Source organism: Acetobacter fabarum (assembly GCF_011516925.1).
Taxonomy (GTDB): Bacteria; Pseudomonadota; Alphaproteobacteria; order Acetobacterales; family Acetobacteraceae; genus Acetobacter; species Acetobacter fabarum.
In genome coordinates, this window is record NZ_WOTG01000002.1 from 92,915 (window position 1) to 116,368 (window position 23,454).

Below are 23,454 nucleotides of genomic sequence, written 5' to 3' on the forward strand. Positions count from 1 at the left end.
ATTCAGAAAATTGACCGCAATGGATCAATGCAACAGGAGGCAGCATGAAAATCGGGTTTGTTGGTCTGGGCGCTATGGGGCACCCTATGGCAAGGCGCCTTCTTGCTGCCGGGCATCAGCTTTGTGTCTATAATCGAACAGCCGCCAAAGCTGCCGACTTTGCTGCTCTGGGCGCGACTGTGGGGGAAACTCCTGCCATGGTTGCCCATGACGCCGATATTGTATTTTCTATGCTGCTGGATGATGCAACGACTGAGCAGGCGACATTTGGCAAAAATGGTATAGCCGAAGGGTTATTGCCCAATGCTGTGCATGTCTGTTGCAGCACAATATCCCTCGAGCAGGCACGCCGTTTGCGCGATGGTCATGCAGAACGTGGGCAAACATACGTCAGTGCCAATGTTCTTGGGCGGCCTCCTGCGGCGGAAGCGGGAGCATTGTTTGTTATGGCCGCTGGTAAATCGGCCGTGCTGGATTATCTGGAACCAGCACTCCAATGTTTTGGCCCTCATATCTTCAGGGTGGGGGATGACCCGTTACAGGCTAATCTTGCAAAATTGTCCCTGAATTTCATGATTTACTCAACCATTGAACAGATGGCAGAAGTTTTTGCTCTGAATGAAAAAGCGGGAACAGACCCACGCAAGATTTTCGAGATTATGACAGGCAGCTTCTATACTGCTCCGATCCATAAGAACTACGGCAAGCTGATGGTTGACCATGCTTATGACACTCCGGGAGCACCTGTTACTCTGGGCCTGAAGGATGTCGGGATGTTCATGGATGCCGGGGGAGATTATGGCGTACCACTCCCCTATGCCGCCATTGTTCGTGATCGTTTGTTGAGTGCAGTCAGCGCGGGTGATGCAGACCGCGATTTTGTCGTCCTGCAGGAACGGGTGCGTCAGGAAAGTGGCTTGAAGTAGGGCATGCCAGCGCAGAGAAGCTGGAAGGTTTGGGTTATGCCCGCTCAAGATATTGGCTTTGCAAGCATTGCACTTTGAGATTCCGGGTGAGTTTGTCCAGTGTTTCGCTTTTCAGGCGCGGAGTAACCCAGTGCAGATTAACATTTACTCGGTGCTTTGGTGCGAGTTCGACAAGCCGCCCGGATTCAAGGTGTGCTTTGGCGAGTGCAAGGGGTTGCAACCCCCACCCCATTCCGGCGAGTGCGAAATCCAGAAACCCCTGAGGGGTCGGGATATAATGCACCTGTCGGGGCAAAGGGAGTTGGTGGACCTCCTGCAACCACCGTGTTTGCAGCCTGTCCCGTTTTTCAAAGCACATGCAGGGCGCGTTGGAGAATGCGTCTTGCGTCCGTCCATGAGAAAAATAGCGTTGCACAAAATCCGGGCTTGCACAGGCTGCGTAACGTAACGTGCCAAGGTGTAGCGTGCGGCAGCCGGGCACCGGGCTTGAATCTGCCGTAACTGCGGCCATGACATCACCCGACCGCAGCCGGTCCGCCGTATGGGCTTCGTCCTCTATAAGCAGGTCCAGAAAAACCCCGCTTTCTTTTACGAAGCCAGAAATTGCGGATGGAAACCACGTGGCGAGACTATCCGCGTTAACGGCAATTTTGAGCGTGGGTGAGCGGGAGACGGATAATGCTGCATCTCCAGAAAGCTGAGGAATTTCAGCTTCCAGCAGGCGGACTTTGTCAATATGGGCGCAAAGAGCCTTGCCCAGCGTGGTGGGCTGGCAGGGCAGACCGCGGATAATCAGCAGCGCGCCCAGTTTTTCCTCATACCCTTTGACGCGTTGTGAAATGGCGGACGATGTAATGCCAAGAGCCTGAGCCGCTCCTTCAAAAGAACCCTCACGCACAACGGCACTGACAATACCCAAGGCAGCGTAATCCAGCATAAGTAAGGAATGCTTTATATCATTTAGAAAAACAAGTTTTCCTTATCAGGAAAAAGGACATAGTGAAACAGCATGATGCTGTTCCTCATTTCGTTTTGCACTGGTTTTGCGCTTTCCGCATCTCTGATCGTAGCCATTGGTGCACAAAACCTGTTTGTGCTGCGGCAGGGTCTTAAACAGGAACATGTCGGGGTGATTGTCCTGTTCTGTGGCTTTTCGGATGCCGTGCTGATTATTGCGGGTGTGAGTGGGGTCGGGGCTTTGGCGTCTGCTCTGCCTGCCCTGTCGGCGGGTCTTACGCTGGCTGGTGCCTTGTTTCTGGCATGGTATGGCGCAAAATCACTGTACCGGGCGGCACACCAGAGCAGCATGTTGGCTCAGGTGGATCGTGGGATTTCGTTAAGGCAGGCGCTGCTGGCGGTGGCGGCTTTTACGTGGCTTAACCCTCATGTTTACCTCGATACAGTGCTGCTGATGGGGGCTGCGGCCACGGCACAGCCTCCATCAGCAAGACCCATGTTTGCAGCAGGAGCGGCGTCTGCCAGTTTTTTGTGGTTTGCGGCTCTGGGCTATGGGGCACGCCTTTTACAGCCGTTGTTTGCTCGCCCCCGCTCATGGCAGATTCTGGATGTGTTTATAGGATGCATCATGTTTACGCTTGCGGGTTTTCTGCTCTGGAACGGCCTTGTGCACTCGTTTCTGGCACGGTCATAATGGCTACTATTGGGCTGGATCGCCTTATTGCAGGCAGCGCAGGGGGCATTGCCCTCCTTGCGCTGTTATGGCCGTCAAAACACTCTTTTACGGACCTGAGATTACATCTGGGCCCCGATCATCCATGGAACCATTTCCTCGTTGCCAACATTGAGCGCTTCGCTCTTACTGTGTTCCCCTGACGCCATGCGGATAATGAAGTGAAAAATCTCTTCCCCCATGTCCGTCACGCTGGAATGGCCATCCAGAATACTGCCGCAGTTGATGTCCATATCATCCTGCATGCGGTTATACATGGTGGTGTTTGTTGCGATTTTGATGGTAGGGGCAACGCGGGATCCAAAACAGGAGCCTCGGCCAGTTGTAAACGCCAGCAGGTTTGCCCCGCAGGCAATCTGGCCTGTGGCGCCCATCGGGTCATATCCGGGGGCATCCATAAACAGTAACCCGCGTGCATCAATAGGTTCGGCATAGTGGTAAACGCCCTGTAGCGCGGTGGAACCACTTTTTGCGACCGCACCCAGAGATTTTTCCAATATGGTTGTCAGCCCTCCCTTTTTGTTGCCAGGGGTGGGGTTGTTATCAATGCTGCCGTGTTCGCGCTCTGCGTATTGTTCCCATCCGTGGATGATATTGACGAGTTTTTCGCCAATATCACGCCGTGCTGCCCTGCGGGTTAACAGGTGTTCTGCCCCATAAATCTCCGGAGTTTCGGTCAGAATGGCTGAACCACCCTGTGCGACCAGAAGATCAACCGCATGCCCCAGAGCAGGGTTTGCCGTAATGCCCGAATACCCATCCGATCCACCGCACTGCAAGGCAAGGACCAGATGCGAGAGCGGGAGGGCCTCACGCGTGATAGTGTTGATTTCGGGAAGGATTTTTTCAATCGCGGCAATCCCGGCATCAACGGTCTTCTGCGTTCCGCCTTCCTCCTGCATCACAAGGGGGATCAGGCGTGTGCCGGGGTTTACATTCTCGGCCATGAATATGGCGTCCATCTGGTTTGCCTCACACCCCAGCCCGATCACAAGAACTGCCGCAAAGTTGGGGTGCACCACATAGCCCCCAATTGTCCGCCGAAGTTGCTGGAGGCCTTCCCCCTTTGAGTCGATACAGCACCCAAAGCCATGTGTGACAGGAATAACCCCATCAACATTAGGGTAGTGCTCAAGAATATCTGACCGAACGAAGTGTTCGGCAATTTTTTTGACAGTTGTGGCAGAGCAGTTAACCGTGCTGACAATTCCTATAAGGTTGCGTGTTGCTCCCCGGCCATCCGGGCGCAGGTATCCCTTAAAAGTCATGTGCTCGGCTGGTTCGGGCGAGGGTTTTACCCCTTTGCCAAACGCATAATCCCGCGCAAAATCATGCCCCATAGACAGGTTTTGGATGTGCACATGCTGGCCGGGAGCAATATCCTGCGTCGCAAACCCTATGATCTGACCATATTTGTGTACGGGATCACCGCGCTGGATTGTTCTTAAGGCAACTTTGTGCCCTCCCGGTATCTCGGTCGCAGTGCGCACCCCGTCGGTTCCTTCGAGCAGGCTGCCCGCAGGCAGGGCCAGCGTGGCAATGGCGACATCATCCATCGGATTTAATTTTATGATGTTGGCAATCGTGGACATTTTTCTAACCCCGGTTTGAATTCTCCATCTAATTTATAAGGAGGATTTGGAATTGGGTGGGTTGAAATCGTCGCACCTGTCTGTCAAAGTTTTTTCACCAATCTCAGAGCAGAAGCCACAGATGCAACGCCGCATTCCCCCCCTGAACACGCTTTACGCGTTTGAAAGTGCCGTCCGGCACGGATCATTCAGCAAAGCGGCTGAAGAGTTGCTGCTGACAAGAAGTGCCGTGAGCCACCGGATCAAACTTCTGGAGGAACTGGCGGGCTTTGCTCTCTTCCATAGGCAGGGCCGTGCATTGGTTCTCAGCTCCGCTGGGGAGGCGTATATTACGATTGTAAGGCATGCGCTTGATGCGCTTGAGGATGTTAAGCTGCCCCGTCTGGCCAATAACATTGAGGCCAGCATCACAATCAGCACACCACCGTCTTTTGCCCGGCTGATTCTGTGGCCCGCAATACAGGGTTTTCAGCAGGAACACCCCGAGGCGCAGATCAGTATTGAACTCAGTTCTTCCGGGCTGGATGTCAAAGCCGAAGGGGCGGATATTTATATTCGGTTTGGAACAGGCAACTATCCCGGAATGAAAAGCCTGATGTTTATGAAGTCAGATATTTTTCCTGTCGCAACACCGGATTTTATAAACCAGCATCGTCTTTTTGCACCTGCCGACCTGGAGCACTGCACTATGCTAAGGAGCCCTCTGGAACCATGGAAGCCGTGGTTTATGGCCGCCGGGCTGCCTTGGTCAGAACCTGTAGAGGGGCCTCATTTTGGTGACTTTGCCATGATGTACCAAGCCGCACGGGAGGGCATGGGGGTAGCCCTTGTGCGTGCTGCATTGCTTGAGCACTTTGACCCCGGAGCAAAACTGATCCCCGTCACCCATATTCGCGCGACCCCCGCATATGGGTATTATATCGTTTACCGCGAAGATGCTGCGGAGCCTAAGAGCAAGCATCTGCTCCTTGAATGGCTGGTTCAGGATAGGCGTGCCTAGGTTCAGGGTTTATGAAGTCAATATTTGAATTGATAGAATTGTGAAGGTCGGGGGTTATGCAGGGTAGCGGCGTTGGGGTCCTTGATAAGTATATGGCGCTGCAAAAGCATCTGGCAGGTGTCTCCAAGGGTTTGACAGCACTGGAGCTCGCGCGGTTGACGGGTATGGACCGTGGTACGGTCCACAGGCTGTTAAAAGCGATGATGCACTGGCGGCAGGTGGAGGCGGAACATGGAGTATACCGCCTTGGGGGTGGCTGCCTGCTACCAGCAAGTGCCTACCTGACACGCCTGCCCCTACGGCGGATTGCGCTGCCATACACCATTGATTTGCAGAATGTTATTGCGGATCGGCCTGCCATTGTCTCTGTTGCTCTGCCTGTGGGGGACCAGATTGTGCTGATCGAACGGATGTGGACAGCCGCAACCCCTTTTAATGTTGTTGCAGATCTGGATGACAAATTTGCCATAGACAGCTGCACCAGTGGACGCGCCATTCTGGCAACCTACCCCGAGGCGCAGGCGCGCCAGACAGTGGGGGATGAGCGTTACGAGCGGGTGCGCCCCAGACTGCTGGAGGTTGCTCAGGCTGGCGGATATTCTTTTGGCCATAGCGAGCAGCGCAAGGGTTTATCCTCTATGGGGTATCCAATCCGCCGGGGGCAGGATGCGGCTGTTGGTGCGCTGGTCATAGCGGGGTTGGAGATGGATGCAGTGTTGCAGGTTTCTTCCCCTCTGGCGCGGCATTTGCAACGAGCCTGCGGGGGTATTGCCGAACAACTGTTTGGTTGACCGCACGGGGCATTATTCTTCCAGAAGTTTGAGCAGTTTTGCCTGTTGTACCTTGCCATAATGAGAGCGCGGCAGGTGCGGTACAAATAATATCTGTTTGGGTACCTTGTGGCGGGAAAGCTGTTTTTTGCAATGCAGGATCAGCTCATCCGCTTCCAGCTCGGTATTGGCATGCAGGACTATGGCGGCACAGACGCGCTCCCCCCATTCGGGGTCGGTCGCACCAAAAACATGGGCCTCAGCAACCCCGCGGCAGGAGAGCAGGCAGTCAACAACTTCGGCTGGCTGCACGGACATGCCACCAGAGCGAATAATCTCTTTGCTGCGCCCCACAATTTTAAGCATATGGGTGTTGTCCATAATGCCCAGGTCCCCTGTGGCCAGCCAGCCATCGTGTAGCACGGAGGCTGTTTTTTGGGGCTGTTTCCAGTATCCCGCCATAAGGTGAGGGCCGTGAATTTCAACTTCCCCAGCATGGGGCTGCGTGCTGGGCGCGTTTAAGCGGGCCTGCACGTGCTGTAGGGGAAAACCGACAGCTCCAGCGCAGGTGCCGGCTTTGTGCAGGGCGGCAAGTTCTGGTGCTGGCAGGTAAAAGCTCCATGGTGCTTCGGTCATGCCGTACAGAATACTCAGCCGGGGGCCAAACAGATGCATGGCTTTTTCCAGCGTTTCGGGCGGCAGGGAGGCCGCGCCAACATCCAGAGAACGGAAAAAGGGAAGGGGGTTCTGGCTATTGGCAATGGTGCCGTGTGCCTGAGCGTGCTGCACCAGACGGGCAATCTGTGTGGGTACGAGCGAGCTGTAGGCGGCATGCGTTGTCTGGAGGAGGGGCAGAAACGTGGACGGATTAAAACGCCCACCCAGCACGACCGTTCCCCCGTGGCACAGATGCGCCAGCACGGAAACCGATGCAATGGGCCACAGGGGGCGGACATTAAGCAGCACATCCCCCGCAGATGTCGGGCGGGCCTGCCCGATATTGCTGACAATGGCAGTCAGGCTACCCTGTGTGTGCATAACAGCTTTTGGCTGGCCCGTTGTGCCCCCAGTATAGTTGAGGGACGCCAGCGTGGAGGGGGAGCCACCGGCCTGCGGGGCCGCCGTATGTGCGGCTACAGTCTGCCATGTGGTGGGGAGTGGAACACTGGTGGCACCCCCTGCCAGCTGTGCCAGTTCCGCATGAATGGGGTCGTGGAGCAGAATGGCAATTTCGGCATCGGCAATTTGGTTGCGCAGTTCCTCAACAGAAAGGGAGGGGTCAAACGGCACGCGCACATATCCGCAGGCCATGCTGCCGTAATCCGCAATCAGATAAGGGATGCTGGCATCGGCCAGAATGCCAACCCGCGCGCCGCAGGCAATGCCCCGTTCTGCCAGAAAGGCCCCAAATCCCTGTAAAGCCGCGTTTATCTGCCAGAATGTAAGCTTCTGGCCCGTGGCGGGTTCATGCAGGGCGAGTGTTTCTGGCCAGCGGGAAGCCGCGTTGGAAAAAAGCTGTTGTATGCTCATGCTCTTACCATCCGCTCAAAATAATGCGGCCATTGACCTGCCGTGCCTCCAGCAGTGCATGGGCCTGAGCCGCCTGGGTAAAGGACATGACACGGTCGATCTGGGGGCGAACAAGGCCAGAGGCAATCATGGCCAGAGACTGGCTGACCTCGTCCAGCGTGGCGCTGCCTGAGCCCTGTACACGTAACCTGCGCCCGATAAGCAGGCCGGGTGAAACTTCAACAGACCCCGGAGCAATGTTGCCCAGCACCACAATACGGCCCCCCATGCCCGTTGCACGCAGGGTCTGGGGGAGAGTGCTGCCCAGATTTTCCATGGCAACATCCACGCCCTTTTTGCCGGTTTTGTTCCACACCTCGGCGCTGTAGTTTCCATCCCGTGCAACCACAACGGAAGAGGCTCCCAGTTCTTCCAGCCTGCTGGCTTTTGCACTGTCCCCGGTTACGGCAATGACGTGTGCCCCAAGTGCGCGGGCAATCTGGATCTGGTGCACGCCCAGCCCGCCACTGGCACCATTGACCAGCACGGTCTCACCCGCAGTAAGCCCGGCCTGCGAGATAAGAGCCCGCATGGCGGTGCCAATGGGGCAGGAGGCAAGGGCCGCCTGCTGGAAGCTCACATTATCCGGTATGCGAATGGCAGATACCGCAGGCAGGCGGATATACTGGGCATAAGCACCTTCTGTATCCACGGCGGGGAGGGAGACCGCGCGGCACAGGTCTTGCCGCCCTCTCAGGCAGTCGCGGCACTGGCCGCAAAAGCGGCGTTGATAGCCTGTTATGCGGTCCCCGACCTGAAGAGTGCTGACTGCGGCACCGGTGGCCACAACACGCCCTGCGACCTCATGGCCAAGAATAACCCCCTTGGGGGCACCTGCCAGTTTGCCTGCCCTGTGCAGCAGGTCATGGTGGCAGACTCCGGCAGCTTCCACCTGCACAAGCACATCATGCGGGCCTGCTACGGGGGTTGATACCTCCTCCACCCGGAGTTGAGATGGACCGCCAAAGTTCGAGAGTATGATCGCTTTCATGCCGTAGTCCCTCCACAAATGTTCGAATTACGAACACATAGACCAAAATATAAACTTTTTATATTCCACATTGAAAATTGTTGCTATGGATAAATTAACGACTCTGAATCATGTTTTAAAACGGAATACACCATGATAGATAGTGCTATACAGTCCGGTGTCCTCACCATCACCCTCAACCGCCCCGATCGGTTGAATGCGCTGGACAGCCACGACAAAGCCGCCTTGGGCCGCGTCTGGCGTGAAGCACTGCGTGATTCCGCAGTCAGAGCCGTGGTGTTGCACGGTGCGGGTGAGCGGGCTTTCTGTGCCGGGTCGGACCTGAAGGAAATCGCAACAACGCAGCAGGTCGCCACAACAGATGTTCTGGCCTCCTGTATTCCCGGTGTGGCGGAGGATTTTACAAAACCAGTTGTTGCCGCACTGCACGGCCATGTCATTGGGTTGGGAATAAGTATAGCCATGTATTGTGATTTTCGGATTGCGGCGCCACAGACCTCTTTTCGCTTTCCTGAAGTCGAGCATGACATGCTCTCCGGGTTTAGCGCGGTTGAACTGCCCTCCCTGATCGGGGAGGCCGCCGCACTGGATATTATGCTGACCGGTCGCACTTTTGGTGCGGAAGAAGCACAGCGCATGGGGCTTGTTTCCTCTCTTGCGCAGGACCCGCTGGCCGAGGCCACAGCCCTTGCGGTCCGGCTGGCAGCACTGCCGACATCCGCCATGGCATGGAGCAAGCGTTTGCTGCTGGCCGAGCGGCGTACCCGACTGGACAGGCATTATGCACTGGTGGATCAGGCCAGGCTGGAAGTGGGGCGATATGAACAATGATGGCCTGACGCGTGCCGGGCAGACTGAAGGCGCTGTTTTTCGCCGTGTTGCATGGCGTTTGATGCCCTTCCTTTTTATCTGCCTTGTTTTTAACTGGCTGGATCGTGTTGCCGTTAGTTTTGCCCATTTGCAGTTTGGCGCGGACCTGCACATAAGCGATACGGTTTTTGGTCTGTCTGTCGGTCTTTTTTCAGCGGGTTATCTGCTGTGCGAGATTCCCAGCAATCTGGTCATGGAACGCTGGGGAGCGCGGAGAACACTTGCCCGGATCATGATCTTCTGGGGGTTAGTGACCATTGGTATGGCGTTTGTGCAGGGGGCGTATTCCCTGTACGTCGCGCGGACTTTGCTGGGTATGGCGGAAGCTGGCTTTTTCCCGGGGGTTATCCTGTACCTGACTTACTGGTTCCCCAGTGCATACCGGGCCCGGATTACGTCACGCTTTATCATGGCTATAGCGGTCTGCGGCATTGTGGGCGGGCCAAGCGCAACGTGGATCATGACCCATATGGCCGGGGTCTGGGGCTGGCATGGGTGGCAATGGCTGTTTCTGCTTGGTGGGCTGCCGCCAGTTATTGCCGGGTTTGTGGCTTTTGGCTGGCTGGCGGACAGGCCGGCCGATGCACGCTGGCTTGGGCGTGATGAAAAAAACATCATTCTACAGGCCATGGTACGCGAACCATCCTCTGTCGTGCGGCCTGTTCGGGCATCGCTTGCCAGTGCTTTTTCCAACCGTACGCTGTGGCTGTTATCCCTGAGTTACTGCCTGACCATTACGTGCACCGGCAATGTGGTCAATTTTTGGGTGCCCTCTTTGTTGCGTGCCGCAGGGGTGCAGAACCTGCAGCAGCTTGGGCTGCTCAGCGCCCTGCCGCATGGCGTGGGTATTGTGGCCATGCTTCTGGCTTGCCAGCATTCTGACCAGCAACAGGAGCGGCGCCGGCATTTTGCTCTGGGTGGTGCTCTGGCCATGGCCGGCATGCTGGCGCTGCCATGGATGGTGCATGGCACCATGAGCACAGTGTTTTTTCTAACCATCATGGTCGCAGGGTATCTGATTGCCACAGCAATTTTCTGGAGCATTCCAGCAAGCCTGCTGCCTGCACAGGACCGCGCCATTGGTTTTGCACTGATCAACTGCTGCGGTCAGGTCAGCAGCATGCTTGTTCCCGTTTTAATCGGTTTTCTCAAAACCCGGTTGGGCGGGTTTGAGGTCGCCCTGAGTATTGTCAGCCTGTTTGTCGGGCTTGGAGTGGTTGTGCTGCTGGCCATGACGGCCCGCACGGCACGCCTCCCGGCTTCTCCTTCTCATTCGATCGTGGATTCACACTCATGACAGATTATGTTCATATTGCCCGCACGCTTGCCCCGCTTATTGCCGAAGATGCCTCCCAGCGGGATGCGGAGCGGATCCTGCCATTTGCCATTTTTGAAAAAATCGCCAGTTCAGGCCTTGGTGCCGCTCGTGTGCAGAAAGAACTGGGTGGGGGAGATGTCAGCCAGAGTGCCGTGGCTGAGATTTTTATAGCTCTGGGTAAGGCAGACCCCAATGTGGCGCAGGCTCTGTTCCCGCATTTTATCAATATCGAGCAACTCAGGCTTATGGCCGAGCCGGATGCACAGACGCGTTATCTGGGGCAGATCGGTCGCGGTATTATCAGTTCCGGTGCCGTGGCTGAGCGGAGCGGGAACTTCCGGGGGGAAATCCATACCCATATTGCGCATGTCGATGGCAAAACAGTTTTGCGTGGGCGCAAATTTTACAGCACCGGCTGCCTGTTTGCCGACCTGATCAAGGTGCAGGCGGTGGATGAGGCGGGCAAGGGGATTTATGTCATGCTCCCCAAAGACACACAGGGCCTTGTACTGCTGGATGACTGGGACGGAATGGGCCAGCGTACCACAGCCAGTGGTGTAACGGAGTTCCATGATATTGTTCTGTCACCAGAGCAGATTATTCCCACAGGGCATTGGGCAGGTCGGCGGAACTACGTAGGGGCCTCCGCACAGCTTATCCATTGTTCCATTGATGTGGGCATTGGGCTGGCAGTGCTGGATGATGCTGTTTACTGGGCCAAAAACCACACCCGTCCTTTGCGTGAAAGTGGCGTGAGCAGAGCCAGTGATGACCCGTACATTCTTTACGCGGTGGGAGAAATTTCTGCTCGTGTCAGAGCGGCGGAAGCATTGGTCCGGCGTGCGGCCGAGTATGTGGAACAGGCTGCCCGTGCCCAGTTGGAGGATGTCCGCCATGGGCGGAGCACAACAGCGGAAACCGAAAATCTGCTTGTTCAGTCATCCATTGCTATTGCGGAAGCCAAAATAGCGGCCACGGAAAGCGCAATACATGTTGCGCAGAAGCTGTACGATGTGGGTGGTGCTGCAACCACCCAGAAACCGTTCAACTTTGACCGGCACTGGCGCAACGCACGCACACACACAACGCATGATAGTGTTGCCTATAAATACAAGGCAATTGGCAATTTTCTTCTTAACGGGGAGCCGCCTCCCATCACGTTTACTTACTGAATCAGCCATCTGGCGTTTTTTTATCTTAATACAACTATTTTAATTAGTTGTATGAAAAAGGGATCGTTTGTTATGGTTATTAAAGTTGCGAGTGGAAGGAAAGCGCTCCCAATAGTTGTTGTTATGGCGGCGCTACCGGCTACGGCATATGCTGGCACGGCGGAGGAAGGCAAAAGTCGGGACCAGCAGGGGGCACATGCAGCGCCAGCCCACCAGGCTGTTGTAAAAAATGCGTCCGCAGTAAAAAAAACTGTCCATAAGCAGGATGTTTTGCAGGCATCGCCAGAGCTGATCTCGGTTGTGGGCAAACAGGAAGACCCGGTGTTGTCCGGCACCACGCGCAGGCATAGCACGGCTAATGTGCAGGTGATCAGCGCGCAGGAAATTGTAAGGACCGGGCAGAGCAACGCCATGGCTGCGCTGGAGCAGTTAATGCCTTCAGTCAGTTCCCCCTCATTCAGCGGGGTGGGGTCCAACCGTTTTATCCGTACCATGCAGTTGCGTAACCTCTCGGCCGACCAGACTCTGGTGCTGGTGAATGGTAAACGGCGGCACCTGACGGCAAACTTCAATGCCAATGCAGGCCCCAATTCCGGCACGGAACCGGCTGACCTGTCCCTGATCCCCTTAAGCGCGATTGATCATATTGAAGTCATTACAGAAGGCGCGTCCGCCCTTTATGGTCAGGATGCCATAGCGGGGGCGGTTAATATTGTGCTCAAGCACAATACAAGCGGGGGGTCGCTCAATTTTGTGGATAGCGGATATTACGCCGGAGATGGCGTGGGCGTAAACGGGTATGGAGACTACGCGATAAAACTGGGGAACCGTGGTGGTTATCTGGATGTTGCGGCGCAGGTTTCCAACCAGTTACCGACCAATCGCTCGGGCCTTTATACGGGCAGCATGTATTTCCCGCTGGCTGATGGCAGTGTGGACCCGCGCCAGACAAAGGCTGGCCGTGACTTTAACCGTCTGGAAGGGCTGGGCCATACAACAATGGAGACACTCTCCGTTAATGGTGCCCTGCCCATAACAGATAGTATCCGTGGTTATCTTACGGCCACTTATGGCCACAGAACGGTAGAAAATCAGGTGACCTACCGTAATCCGGCTAATAACAATACGGTTCGAGCACTCTACCCGGATGGTTTTATTCCGCTTATGGGCATGACCGAAAATGACTTTCAGGTTAACGGCGGCGTGCAGGGTACAACCGCTGGGTTTGACTGGGATGGCTATGTAACCTTCGGGCGGGATGATGAGAGCTATACAACTCTCAATTCCGATAACCCGACATTCGGGCTGGCCAGCAAACGCAATTTTTATGATGGTTCGGATATTTCCACCCAGTTGGTCACGGGTTTTAAAGCATCCAGAAACTTTACGCCCTCTTTTCTGTCTCGCCCGGTAACGCTGGAGTTTGGGGGAGAATACCGGCACGATACGTTCCAGTTAACGGCGGGGGAGTATCAGTCCTGGGCTAATGGTGGGGTCAAGGTGCTGGACGGGCCAAACGCCGGTGCCACCGCCACCCCCGGCGCATCGGGCCATATTGGGGCATCCCCCGATACAGCTAGCAACACAGCGCGCGATACGTTTGACGGGCACGTTAATCTTTCTTTCCATATTCTCCCAAAATGGGAGTGGACACTAGGTGGCCATGTGGTCAGCTATTCCAGCCTTGCCACAACGGAAACAGGGTCTGTTGGCACGCGGTATGATTTTAACAAACGCTGGGCCATTCGTGCGAATTTTAACACGGGTTATAGGCCGCCCACTCTTGGTCAGGAAAATTATTATTATACCTCAACATTTCCGACCTACACATTTGCACAGCTCCCAACCACAAGTGCTGCGGCCAAGGCGCTGGGTGGCGGCCAACTGAAAGGTGAATACTCACGCAGCTACAGCATTGGCATTGATGCGCACCCGGTGGATAATTTTACGTTAACCGCCAACCTTTACCGCATTGCCATTAACGACCGCATGGCAAACTCCACACAGTTTGGAGGAACAGCGGTGGAGAGTATGCTCAATAATCTGGGGTTAAATGGTATCCGCTACGTTCAGTACTATACCAACCCGGTTAACACCGTGACCAATGGTGGGGATGTTAATGCGGCATATAACCTGAACCTGCATAAGTACGGGCAATGGATTTTTTCTGTTGGCGTCAATTTTGCCGATACGGAAATCAGCCATTACAACAGCACGCCCTCTCAGCTTCTGGCGCTCAACCAGCCGTATTTTGATGCGTATGCCCAGAACACATTGTTACACTCTTCCCCCAAAAACAGGGAAACCCTTGGGATTACATGGGCAAAAGACAAATGGCTCGTGTCTTTTCAGGAGCAGCGTTACGGGCAGTTGACATATATTGCCAACCCCAGTCTTGCAGCAAAGGACTGGACAGTTGTCAAACCCGCCTTCATTACCAACTTGACAGTCAGCTACGACATTAATTCCCGCTGGTCGCTTAGTGTGGGGGCGCAAAACCTGTTTAACAAATATCCCAATCAGGTTTCCAAGGCCGGGCAGGCGTCTTCGAGCGGGGCATTTAAATACCCGTATTATTCTGCCTACGGGTTTATGGGCGGGTATTACTTTGCAAAGATCAGCTACCATTTGTGAGGTGATGCCCCATTCATTTCATGGGCAAAAACCTTCGTGCGTTATCAGAGCGCGCTGTATAATGGGTTCCTTCTGGAACCCATTAAAAGCTGTTTGATTGCCAGATGTTTTTTATTCTGGGGGCATGTGCCGGGTGAAGTGTTGCCCGGCACATGCTTTTTAAGCAGCCTGTTGCGCCTCAAGCGGGCAGCGCCCGGCCAGACCAGCCTGTTCCAGCTTGCGGGCCAGACTGAACAGAGCAGCCTCGCGCCCGGGAGCCGCTACCAGTTGCAGGCCCAGCGGCAGGGTGCCGGTGTTCCTGAGCGGCAGGCAGAGCACGGGCAGGCCCGGCAGGGTGATAGGCTGCGTGTACAGGCCCAGATTGGCACGGGCGGAAGCCGGTTTACCGTCAACCATAACGGTTGGGTCATCCAGTCGGGGGGCTTCGCACATAACGGCAGGGGCAATTAGCACATCCACCTGCTCAAACACGGCATGCACCTGCTGGCGGAACCAGCGGCGGAAGCGTTGTGCCTGCACATAGGTGCTGGAGGGCAGCATGGCACCCGCCAGAAGCCGGTCGCGGGTTGCAGGGTCGTATTCCTCTGCTGCTGCGCGCAGGCGGGGCAGGTGGAGCGTGCCACCTTCTGCCGCTGTAATCAGGAAGGATGCAGCCCGGGCTGTTGGTGTTTGTGGCAGTTCCACACTGCCCGACAGACCAAGATGCTGGCAGACCCGGCCTATGGCCGCAGCAAGGGCGGGGCTGAGGTTTTGTGCAAACCAGCCGCCAAGGCATGCTGCGCGCAGGGTCTGGGGTTCGGGCTCGGCTGGTGTGTCCGCCATAATGTAAAAGGCGGCCATAAGGTCATCCAGCGTTCCGGCAAAATGCCCCACTACGTCCAGACTGGCGGAAAAAGGATAAGCACCCTCCCGCGGGAGGCGGCCGAATGTGGGCTTTAACCCCCATACCCCGCAGAGTGATGCCGGCACACGGATGGATCCGTTGGTGTCTGTTCCCAGTGTGAGCGGTAAAAAACCGGCGGCAACAGCCGCGGCCGACCCGCCGGAGGACCCACCTGCCATGCGGCTTGTATCGTGCGGGTTGCGGGTTATGCCGTAATGGGCGTTGTCGGTTGCAAAACCGTAGGCAAACTCATCCATGTTGAGTGTGGCAACGGCAATGGCTCCGGCTGCGCGCAGGCGGGCCACAATGGCGGCGTCCTGCGTGGCGGGGGGAGTATTGCGCAGCACAATGGAGCCTGCGGTGGTAACATGGCCCTGAATGTCAAACAGGTCCTTGACCCCAAAAGGCACACCTGCCAGCGGGGGCAGGGGTTTGTTGCGGGCCAGCAGGGCATCCACGGCCTGAGCCTGCTCCATGGCCTGCTGCGCAAACAGGTGGGTCACGCTGTGAATGGCGGCATCATGCTGGTTGATGGTAGCCAGCACCGATTGCATGACGGAGGCCGCACTGCGTTTGCCACTGCGGATGTCCTGCGCAATACCCAGTGCGCTTGCAAAGCGGGTCATGGTATGTAGTCTCCCGCTGGTTCGCATGTGTCGGGGAGTGGAAAATCCCTTACAAGGGCCGCATAGTTTTGCAACACATGGGTGTTGGCAATCACGCCAGCAATGCAGGCCGGGGGGAGGTCAAGCTCCATGGCCTGCGCACGGGCAGCGACAAGAACCTCATCAGAGAAGGGAGGCGTGGTCATGGCATGCTCCTTTCCTTACAGTGTGGGGCGTTCGGTTTCTGGCTGTTCGGCCATGATGGACACATGGGCCGCCAGAATTTTCCAGCCATCGGGCGTGTTGATCCATGTCTGCATCTGCCGACCCGTGCGGGTAGAGCCGATGCGGCGGAATTCCAGACTGACAACCCCCGCCTGCGTGCCAACGGGGGTTATGGTGCGGCGCAACATGGCGCGCGGGGGCGAGCCACCTGTGCGGTTGCGGCGGAAGGCGGCAATCTCTTCCGCGCCGTAAAGGTTTTCCCCCACGCCGTAGCGCACGGTCTGTGGCCCCTGCCAGAACAGGGCGTCCAGCACGGCCACATCGTTTTCGGCCAGTGCGCGTTCGTACTGGTCGGAGCAGTGCGTGAGTGCGAGGATGGTCTGGGCGTCATCCAATGTCATGCGCGTGCCGTCCTTTTGCGGGTGGCCTTGGGGTTATGGCCATTCGGCCAGTGCGGCGTCCACGGCTGCACCACGGGGCAGCGTGTGGCCCTGTGCTGCAAGGCAGGCCTCCAGCGCGCCAAGGGTCAACAGCACCTTATGTTTGACGGCATTGTACCCCATGGTGCCAATGCGCCAGATACGGCCTGCCAGCGGGCCAAAGGCCGTGCCAATTTCTATGCCAAAATCATCGCGCATGCGGGTGCGTATGGCCTCACCATCCACACCATCGGGGATCCACACACCGGTTACGTTGGTCATGCGGTGGGCATCATCCCCAAAAATGCGCAGGTTCATGGCGCGCAGCCCCGCAATCAGGCATGCACTGGCCTGTGCGTGGCGGGCAAAGCGGGCATCCAGCCCTTCTTCGAGCACAATGCGGGCGGCTTCTCGCGCGCCGTAGAGCATGGTCGTGGCCTCGGTATGGTGGTTGAGGCGTTTTTCCGACCAGTAATCCATGACCATGGCCAGATCGAAGTAGTTGGACAAAATGCGTGCCCGGCTGCCATTGGTTGTACCTTCGCCCCGGATCCCTGCTTCCACATGGCGGCGGGCCATAATGTGTTCCGCTGCCCGGTCCGACACGGTTATGGGGGCGGAGCCGGGTGGCCCGCCCATGCATTTCTGCAACCCGCCAGAGACCACATCAATCCCCCACACATCCGTGTTAATGGCCATGCCGCCCAGCGTTGCGGTGACATCCGTGTAGGAAAGTACGTTGTATTTGCGGCAGAGTTCTCCAACCCCTTCCAACGGCTGGGCCATGGTAGTGGAGGTGTCACCATGAATGCAGGCGAACACTTTTGGTTTGTGGGTTTTTAGTGCGTCTTCAATCTGTTCCAGCGTGGCCACCTGCCCCCATGGCAGGTCGAGCGCGCAGATTTCCGCCCCGATACGCTCTGCAATTTCGGAAAGCAGGAGGCCAAAACGCCCGGCCCGCACCAGCAGGATTTTATCGCCCGGTTCCACAAGGGAGACCAGAGCCGCCTCAATCCCTGCGCGGGCCGTGCCATCCACCAGAAAGGTCCACTGGTTCCGTGTCATGAAAATCTGACGGTACAGAGCCATGGTTTCGTTCATGTACTCTGTCATTTCCGGGTCAAACTGGCCCAGCATGTCAGCCGACATGGCGCGCAGCACACGCGGATGCGCGTTAATGGGGCCGGGGCCCATCAACATCCGCTGGGGTGGGTCAATCTGCCGGAAAAACGTGGAACTCATGCAGAAAACTCCGTTGGTTTGTGTGCGGTTGTGGTGGCAAATGCGCGTATGAAATCCAGCATGACCAGAAAAGCCGTATGGGCATCATCATGCCGCACGGCTTCTGCGGGGTTGTGGCTGATCCCCTGATGGCAGCGCAGGAACAGCATGCACACCGGGGTCAGGGCCGCCATGACCATGGCATCATGCCCTGCACCGCTGACCAGATGGTGCGCCGCCTGCCCGGTTATGCGGGTGACAGATGCCGCAAGGCAGGCCGTTAATGCGGGGTTGCAGGGGGTGGCGGGCAGGTCGTTCTGGAGTTCAATGCTCAGGCCCACGCCGCGTTCGTCTGCAATGTTCTGCAAGGCTTCACAAATCCGGGTGGTGGCCTGGTCGCGCACCTGTGCGGTGCCTGCGCGGATATCCAGACTGAAAGTGGTCTGGCCGGGCACAACGTTGCTGGCACCGGGGCCAACATGCAACTGGCCAACGGTTGCCACCAGATCGGGCGGGCCATTTGCACCAATGCGCTCGATGGCCACCATGGCCTGAGCGGCTGCGGCCAGCGCATCCTTCCGCAAGGACATGGGCATGGTGCCGGCATGGCCCGCCACACCCTGTATGCTCACCTTGAAGCGGTATTGCGCGGCAATGGCGGTGACCACACCAACGCCCAGCCCGGCGGCTTCCAGCACGGGGCCTTGCTCTATATGGGCTTCCAGATAACCGACAACCTGTTCGGGTTTGTAGGCTGCCTCAAGGTAGCGGGCGGGGTCCAGACCGTTCTGGTGCAGAACATCATGCAAGGTGGTGCCGCTGGCATCCACCGTGCCAAGGGGGAGGGCATCAAGCGTGCCGGCCACAGCGCGCGACGTAAGCATGGAGGCAGGGAAGCGCGAGCCTTCCTCATCCCCAAACCCGATGACCTCAATGGCAAAAGGCATGCGCTCACCCTGAGCGGCCAGATGGGCCACGACCTCTATGCCCAGCATGACACCCAGCGTGCCGTCATAACGGCCCGCATTACGCACGCTATCCAGATGTGACCCGATAAGGAGTGCTGGGGCACCGGGGGTCTGCCCTTCGTAACGGCCGATCAGGTTGCCCGCCGCATCCGTGCGGGTGGCCATGCCTGCCTCGTGCATCCACAAGGCAACCTGTTTGCAGGTAGCCGCATGGGCAGGGGACAGATAAGCCCGAAAAAGACCGTCCTGCGTATCGGAAAAAGGGTGTGAGCCAAGATGGTCACACCGGTTGACCGGACGGGAGTCCTTTTTGCTGGCCTCTGCCGGGCCTTGGGGGAAGGGCGGGGTCGGGGTGATTGGTTTTGTCCTTGGTATGCAAATGCCTGATCGGGTTTTGCCAGCGCTGGCTGGCGTAGTCTGGCAATCATAGACGGATTTGGTCCGTTCTCCCAAAAGCAAAAAAGGCAATTTCGCGTTGCAAAATTGAGCGCGGCCCCCGTGCTGAAAAAAGCAATGAGAAAGTGCTTTTTTTTATTTTGTGAGAAAGGGAACTCGCAATTATATATCGGAATCGTATCGTTTATGGGCAGAGTTTCGGAACACACCCCGCCTTAGGCAATCTGCAGGGGAACACACCGCGATAATGCCTGACCCGCCGCCCTTACCCCTGCTCCAGCTTCTGCTTTTGGGAGACTACACCATGCCTTCCCGATTTTTTCCCACCCGCCGTTCTGTCGGTTCATCCCTGACCTATCGGCAGCGCCTTGCAACCTTGACCTGTCTGGCCAGTGTTGCCGGCTTCTGTGCCAGTGTGCAGGGGGTGGGGCAGGCTTTTGCCGCCACGACCGACCAGAGCGCCCCTGTTGCAGGCAAGGCAGGGCATGCTCCGGCCAAGGCAGCGGCCCGGCATGCCCATGCCAAGCCAGCCAACAGGTCGGTGCAGGCAGGTGGGGCAGAGGAAATTTCGGTTGCATCCAATCGCACGGCCCGTTCCGGCGGTGGTGGCATGATGCGCCAGGAAGTGGCCCCTCACGCGGTGCAGACCGTGACCAAAGCCTACATCAATATGCGCAGCCCCACCTCCACACCGCTTGATCTGGTCAAGAACCTGCCCAGCCTGAATGTTATGACCCCCGACGCATCGGGGATGCAGGGCGGGTCCATCCAGTCACGCGGGCTGACGGACCTTGATATGGCGCTTATGGTGGATGGTGCACCGGCGGCAGCGGCCAAATACATGACCGAAGATATTGATTCGGAAAACCTGGATGAAGTCAGCGTAACTCCCGGCAGTGCCGCGCGTGACCTGCCGGTTATGTCTGCGGCAGGCGGGGTCATGAACTCGCGCACGCATCTGCCGTCCGAAAAAATGGGCGGCATGGTCGATTTTTCCTACGGCACCAACAACCTCTCGCGCGAGTTCATTCGCTTGGAATCCGGCGAGATCGGCAGGACCGGGATCAAGAGCTTTTTCTCGTTCTCCAACACGCATGACCGGAGCTGGATGGGTGCTGGCACCAACCAGCGCAAGCACATCGATTTTGGCGTGCGCAAGGACTGGGAAAACGGGTCCAACGCCCACCTGTTCCTGTCCTGGAACTCTGAAGACTTCGTCATCGACAACTACCCGACTGCCGAGCAGTTCTACAAATACAAGCATACGGGCGATGGCTATGGCCGCTCTGCCAGCTCCAAGGATGTTAACTACTGGCGCAACAATAATGACCACTGGAACCAGATTTTTCTGACCGCTCCTGTGCATATTGTGCTGCCCAAAAAGCTGACATTCGACATCCAGCCCTATTTCGGCTTCGGGCAGGGGTGGGATGCATCCCCTGGTGGGGTAGCCGGTTATAACAACCCTGTGACGAATAGCGTCGTAGGTGGGAACTATGCGTCAACGGGTCAGGCCGTGCCGTCTGGTACCAACATGACCAACTACTTTTTGGAAAATGAGGCGCGACAGGTCGGTGTGGTCGCCAAACTTGGGTATGATATTGATAAGCACAACCACCTGAGCTTTGGTTACTGGTACGAAAACAACCAGACCATTCAGTCCTACCCAACTGCAACAACTCTGGCCAATGGGGCCGCCTCCGGCCCTACTGCATCTGCACATGTGGTTGGTTCCACTTTTGGCCAGACCGCAGGGTATGAACTGCACTCGCTATTCATCCAGAACCAGTCGCGCTACCTGAACAACCGCCTGCTGATCAATGCCGGGTTCAAGTTCGTTATGTCCAACACCTGGAATAATGGCTGGATGGGGAATACAAACCATCCGACCGGCTCCAACTCTGGTGCGAATAGAACTGAGCCTCTGCCGCAGCTGTCCATCAGCTACCAGATTAACGAGAACAACCAGATTTACGTGAACGCGGAAGGTGATTACCGTCAGCCAAGTGCTACCGATCTGGGCTGGACATACGCGGGTACGCCAATTCCCAAAAATCAGTATTCCATCAAAGAAGAACTGGGTTATCGCTACCACAATAAATACGTTATGGTTGACATGTCTCTGTTCAACTACAACGTCAAAAACAGGCTTGTTGACCAGTACGTGGGTATGAACAGCTTTAGCCCCATGTCCATTGGCAGCCAGACCATGCGTGGGTTTGACTTCATGGTCGCGGGCACGTCCTACCATGGCTTCAGCCCGTATGCATCGGTCGAGTATCTGCACGCTACGCAGGATAGCAACGTGTATGATCCCAACGACAACACGATGATCCACTCCAAGGGCACGCAGGCCATTATGGCCCCGCGGGTTATGGCAAACTTTGGTCTGACCTATACATATAAAGGGTTTTTTGCGAACGGTTCCGTGCACTACACCGGCCCGCAGTCTGTTGCCATTGCCAACGACCAGCGTATTCCGGGGTATGTGACCAACACACTCTCGCTCGGGTATCACTTCAAGCCGTTTGGTTTCCTCCAATCGCCTACGTTCAAGCTGAACTTTACCAACCTGACCGGGTCTATCGTGCGCACGGGTGCCATGGGCGCTGTGTACCGGGGGAGCGACCTGAACTCGCATCCGGTGTGGAGCGGCAGCGGCAGCAACACGGGTGGATTGGGTTATGGCAACTCGTTCATGGTGGAACCACGCTTTACCATGGTAGGTTCCGTCTCCACGTCCTTCTGATCAATTCACCAGCGCACCCGGTTTTGCCGGGTGCGACAGGAGTTTGCATGCCACGCCGCACTTTGCTCACAAACATAACCAGACTGGTGTGTATGGATGATGCACGCACGGAGCTGGAAAACGGGTGGGTTCTGGTCGAGGGGCGGCAGATTGTGGCGCTGGGTGGGGGGCAGGTTGCGCCCCCGCCCGGCGCTGACCACGTTATAGACCTGCAAGGCCATGTGGTGCTGCCGGGTATGGTGAACACCCACCACCATATGTACCAGTCGCTCACACGGGTTATTCCGCAGGCACAGGATGCCTCCCTGTTTGGCTGGCTTAAAACGCTCTACCCGATCTGGGCCGGCCTTACGCCGGAAATGGTGCAGGTCTCCACCCGCACGGCCATGGCGGAACTGCTGCTTTCAGGCTGCACCACAACCAGTGACCATCTTTACATCTTTCCCAACGGATGCAGGCTGGATGACCAGATAGAAGCCGCCTTTGCCATGGGCATGCGCTTCCATGCCTGCCGTGGTGCCATGAGCGTGGGGGAGAGCAAGGGGGGCTTGCCGCCTGATGCGCTGGTGGAGCGTGAAGCCGATATTCTGCGCGACACACAACGCCTGATCGAAACCTACCATGACCCCGAACCCCTTGCCATGCTGCGGGTTGCGGGCGCGCCGTGCTCGCCTTTTTCGGTCAGCCGGGAGCTTATGCGGGACATGGCAACACTGGCCCGTGCCACAGGCACCATGCTGCACACGCATCTGGCTGAAAATGATCATGATGTCAGCTACAGCCGCGAGCGCTTTGGCCAGACCCCGGCAGAATACGCTGAAGTACTGGGCTGGGTCGGGGCCGATGTCTGGCACGCGCACTGTGTAAAGCTGGACGCGGACGGCATGGCCCGTTTTGGCCGCACGCAAACAGGTGTGGCGCATTGCCCGTGCTCCAACATGCGGCTGGCATCGGGAATAGCCCCGGTGCGGCAGATGCAGGCAGCGGGTGTGCGTGTGGCGCTGGGGGTGGATGGCTCCGCCTCCAACGATGGTGCCAGCCTGCTGGGTGAGGCACGGCAGGCCATGCTGCTCTCCCGCCTGCTCCCCGAAACCCCGCAAACACCGGGGATGATGAGCGCGCGGGATGCACTGGCCCTTGCCACGCGGGGTGGTGCGGCCGTGCTGGGGCGGGATGATATTGGCCAGATTGCCGTGGGCATGGCGGCGGATATTGTTGCGTTTGATGTGCGCGGTCTGGCCCATGCCGGTGCCCAGACCGACCCGGTAGCTGCCCTTGTGTTCTGCTCCCCCACGCAGGTTTCCATGAGCATGGTTAACGGGAATGTTCTGATACAGGACGGATACTTTGCCCGTCTGGACCTGCATGGGCTGGTGGCGCGGCACAATCAGCTTGCTGCGCAGTTGTGCGCTGGGGCGTAGAGCTGCCCATACAGGTGTTTTACCAGTCAGCCCCA

Annotated in this window: 19 protein-coding genes; 10 read left to right on the top strand and 9 right to left on the bottom strand. The window is 57.0% G+C overall.

Features of this window, described 5'->3' with window-relative positions; all coding sequences use genetic code 11:
- The first annotated feature begins 44 nt into the window (after positions 1 to 44).
- Positions 45 to 926 carry an NAD(P)-dependent oxidoreductase gene (locus GOB83_RS03510; RefSeq protein ID WP_165925253.1) on the top strand — a complete coding sequence of 294 codons (882 nt, stop codon included), beginning with the start codon at positions 45 to 47 and terminating at the stop codon, positions 924 to 926.
- A gap of 34 nt (positions 927 to 960) precedes the next feature.
- On the opposite strand, the gene GOB83_RS03515 is transcribed toward GOB83_RS03510, so the two are convergent.
- Positions 961 to 1,863, bottom strand: coding sequence for a LysR family transcriptional regulator ArgP (locus GOB83_RS03515; RefSeq protein WP_165925254.1), 903 nt, complete (start codon positions 1,861 to 1,863; stop codon positions 961 to 963).
- A 72-nt stretch (positions 1,864 to 1,935) separates the two neighbouring features.
- On the opposite strand from GOB83_RS03515, the gene GOB83_RS03520 reads away from it, so the two are divergent.
- Entirely contained in the window at positions 1,936 to 2,577 is a 642-nt protein-coding gene (locus GOB83_RS03520) for a LysE/ArgO family amino acid transporter (RefSeq protein ID WP_165925255.1), read from the top strand.
- A 101-nt stretch (positions 2,578 to 2,678) separates the two neighbouring features.
- Here GOB83_RS03520 and GOB83_RS03525 read toward each other — a convergent pair whose 3' ends face one another.
- Positions 2,679 to 4,208, bottom strand: a complete 1,530-nt coding sequence (locus tag GOB83_RS03525; protein ID WP_165925256.1) for a UxaA family hydrolase — start codon at positions 4,206 to 4,208, stop codon at positions 2,679 to 2,681.
- 121 nt (positions 4,209 to 4,329) lie between these two features.
- On the opposite strand from GOB83_RS03525, the gene GOB83_RS03530 reads away from it, so the two are divergent.
- Together GOB83_RS03530 and GOB83_RS03535 are read left to right on the top strand one after the other, a co-directional pair.
- Complete coding sequence (locus GOB83_RS03530) at positions 4,330 to 5,208, top strand: LysR substrate-binding domain-containing protein (protein ID WP_165925257.1); 879 nt, start codon at positions 4,330 to 4,332, stop codon at positions 5,206 to 5,208.
- Positions 5,209 to 5,300: 92 nt separating this feature from the next.
- A complete protein-coding gene (locus GOB83_RS03535; protein WP_198911987.1) occupies positions 5,301 to 5,999 on the top strand; it encodes an IclR family transcriptional regulator in 699 nt (232 codons plus the stop codon).
- Positions 6,000 to 6,011: 12 nt separating this feature from the next.
- Here the strand turns inward: GOB83_RS03535 and GOB83_RS03540 are convergent, their stop codons facing one another.
- Together GOB83_RS03540 and GOB83_RS03545 are read right to left on the bottom strand one after the other, a co-directional pair.
- Positions 6,012 to 7,508 carry a class I adenylate-forming enzyme family protein gene (locus GOB83_RS03540; protein ID WP_165925259.1) on the bottom strand — a complete coding sequence of 499 codons (1,497 nt, stop codon included), beginning with the start codon at positions 7,506 to 7,508 and terminating at the stop codon, positions 6,012 to 6,014.
- A gap of 4 nt (positions 7,509 to 7,512) precedes the next feature.
- The gene (locus GOB83_RS03545) at positions 7,513 to 8,538 is read right to left on the bottom strand and encodes an alcohol dehydrogenase catalytic domain-containing protein (RefSeq protein ID WP_165925260.1); all 1,026 of its coding nucleotides are present in this window, start codon (positions 8,536 to 8,538) and stop codon (positions 7,513 to 7,515) included.
- A gap of 132 nt (positions 8,539 to 8,670) precedes the next feature.
- On the opposite strand from GOB83_RS03545, the gene GOB83_RS03550 reads away from it, so the two are divergent.
- The 4 genes from GOB83_RS03550 (at position 8,671) to GOB83_RS03565 (ending at position 14,532) form a co-directional block, all read left to right on the top strand.
- Positions 8,671 to 9,369 (top strand): enoyl-CoA hydratase/isomerase family protein, encoded by a 699-nt coding sequence (locus tag GOB83_RS03550; protein WP_165925261.1) that lies wholly within the window; start codon positions 8,671 to 8,673, stop codon positions 9,367 to 9,369.
- Positions 9,359 to 10,705, top strand: coding sequence for an MFS transporter (locus tag GOB83_RS03555; RefSeq protein ID WP_165925262.1), 1,347 nt, complete (start codon positions 9,359 to 9,361; stop codon positions 10,703 to 10,705). The genes GOB83_RS03550 and GOB83_RS03555 overlap by 11 nt, the downstream gene beginning before the upstream one ends.
- Positions 10,702 to 11,898 carry an acyl-CoA dehydrogenase family protein gene (locus GOB83_RS03560; RefSeq protein WP_165925263.1) on the top strand — a complete coding sequence of 399 codons (1,197 nt, stop codon included), beginning with the start codon at positions 10,702 to 10,704 and terminating at the stop codon, positions 11,896 to 11,898. Before GOB83_RS03555 ends, GOB83_RS03560 begins: the two co-directional genes overlap by 4 nt.
- Positions 11,899 to 12,021: 123 nt before the next feature.
- Positions 12,022 to 14,532, top strand: a complete 2,511-nt coding sequence (locus GOB83_RS03565) for a TonB-dependent receptor plug domain-containing protein (protein ID WP_165925264.1) — start codon at positions 12,022 to 12,024, stop codon at positions 14,530 to 14,532.
- 159 nt (positions 14,533 to 14,691) lie between these two features.
- Here GOB83_RS03565 and GOB83_RS03570 read toward each other — a convergent pair whose 3' ends face one another.
- From GOB83_RS03570 to GOB83_RS03590, 5 genes are read right to left on the bottom strand one after another with little or no spacing between them, the layout of a single operon-like run.
- Entirely contained in the window at positions 14,692 to 16,041 is a 1,350-nt protein-coding gene (locus tag GOB83_RS03570; RefSeq protein WP_086646601.1) for an AtzE family amidohydrolase, read from the bottom strand.
- On the bottom strand, positions 16,038 to 16,226 hold the full coding sequence (locus GOB83_RS03575; protein WP_165925265.1) for a DUF4089 domain-containing protein: 189 nt from the start codon (positions 16,224 to 16,226) through the stop codon (positions 16,038 to 16,040). Before GOB83_RS03575 ends, GOB83_RS03570 begins: the two co-directional genes overlap by 4 nt.
- Before the next feature lie 15 nt (positions 16,227 to 16,241).
- Positions 16,242 to 16,646, bottom strand: a complete 405-nt coding sequence (hpxZ, locus tag GOB83_RS03580; RefSeq protein WP_165925266.1) for an oxalurate catabolism protein HpxZ — start codon at positions 16,644 to 16,646, stop codon at positions 16,242 to 16,244.
- Positions 16,647 to 16,679: 33 nt separating this feature from the next.
- A complete protein-coding gene (locus GOB83_RS03585; RefSeq protein ID WP_086646604.1) occupies positions 16,680 to 17,906 on the bottom strand; it encodes a pyridoxal-phosphate-dependent aminotransferase family protein in 1,227 nt (408 codons plus the stop codon).
- A complete protein-coding gene (locus GOB83_RS03590; protein ID WP_264802452.1) occupies positions 17,903 to 19,210 on the bottom strand; it encodes an allantoate amidohydrolase in 1,308 nt (435 codons plus the stop codon). Before GOB83_RS03590 ends, GOB83_RS03585 begins: the two co-directional genes overlap by 4 nt.
- 343 nt (positions 19,211 to 19,553) lie before the next feature.
- Here GOB83_RS03590 and GOB83_RS03595 point away from each other — a divergent pair, with 343 nt between their 5' ends.
- Together GOB83_RS03595 and GOB83_RS03600 are read left to right on the top strand one after the other, a co-directional pair.
- Positions 19,554 to 21,998: a TonB-dependent receptor gene (locus GOB83_RS03595; protein ID WP_165925471.1), complete on the top strand. Its 2,445-nt coding sequence runs from the start codon at positions 19,554 to 19,556 to the stop codon at positions 21,996 to 21,998.
- Positions 21,999 to 22,045: 47 nt separating this feature from the next.
- Positions 22,046 to 23,419 (top strand): 8-oxoguanine deaminase, encoded by a 1,374-nt coding sequence (locus GOB83_RS03600; RefSeq protein WP_165925267.1) that lies wholly within the window; start codon positions 22,046 to 22,048, stop codon positions 23,417 to 23,419.
- The last annotated feature ends 35 nt before the right edge of the window (positions 23,420 to 23,454 follow it).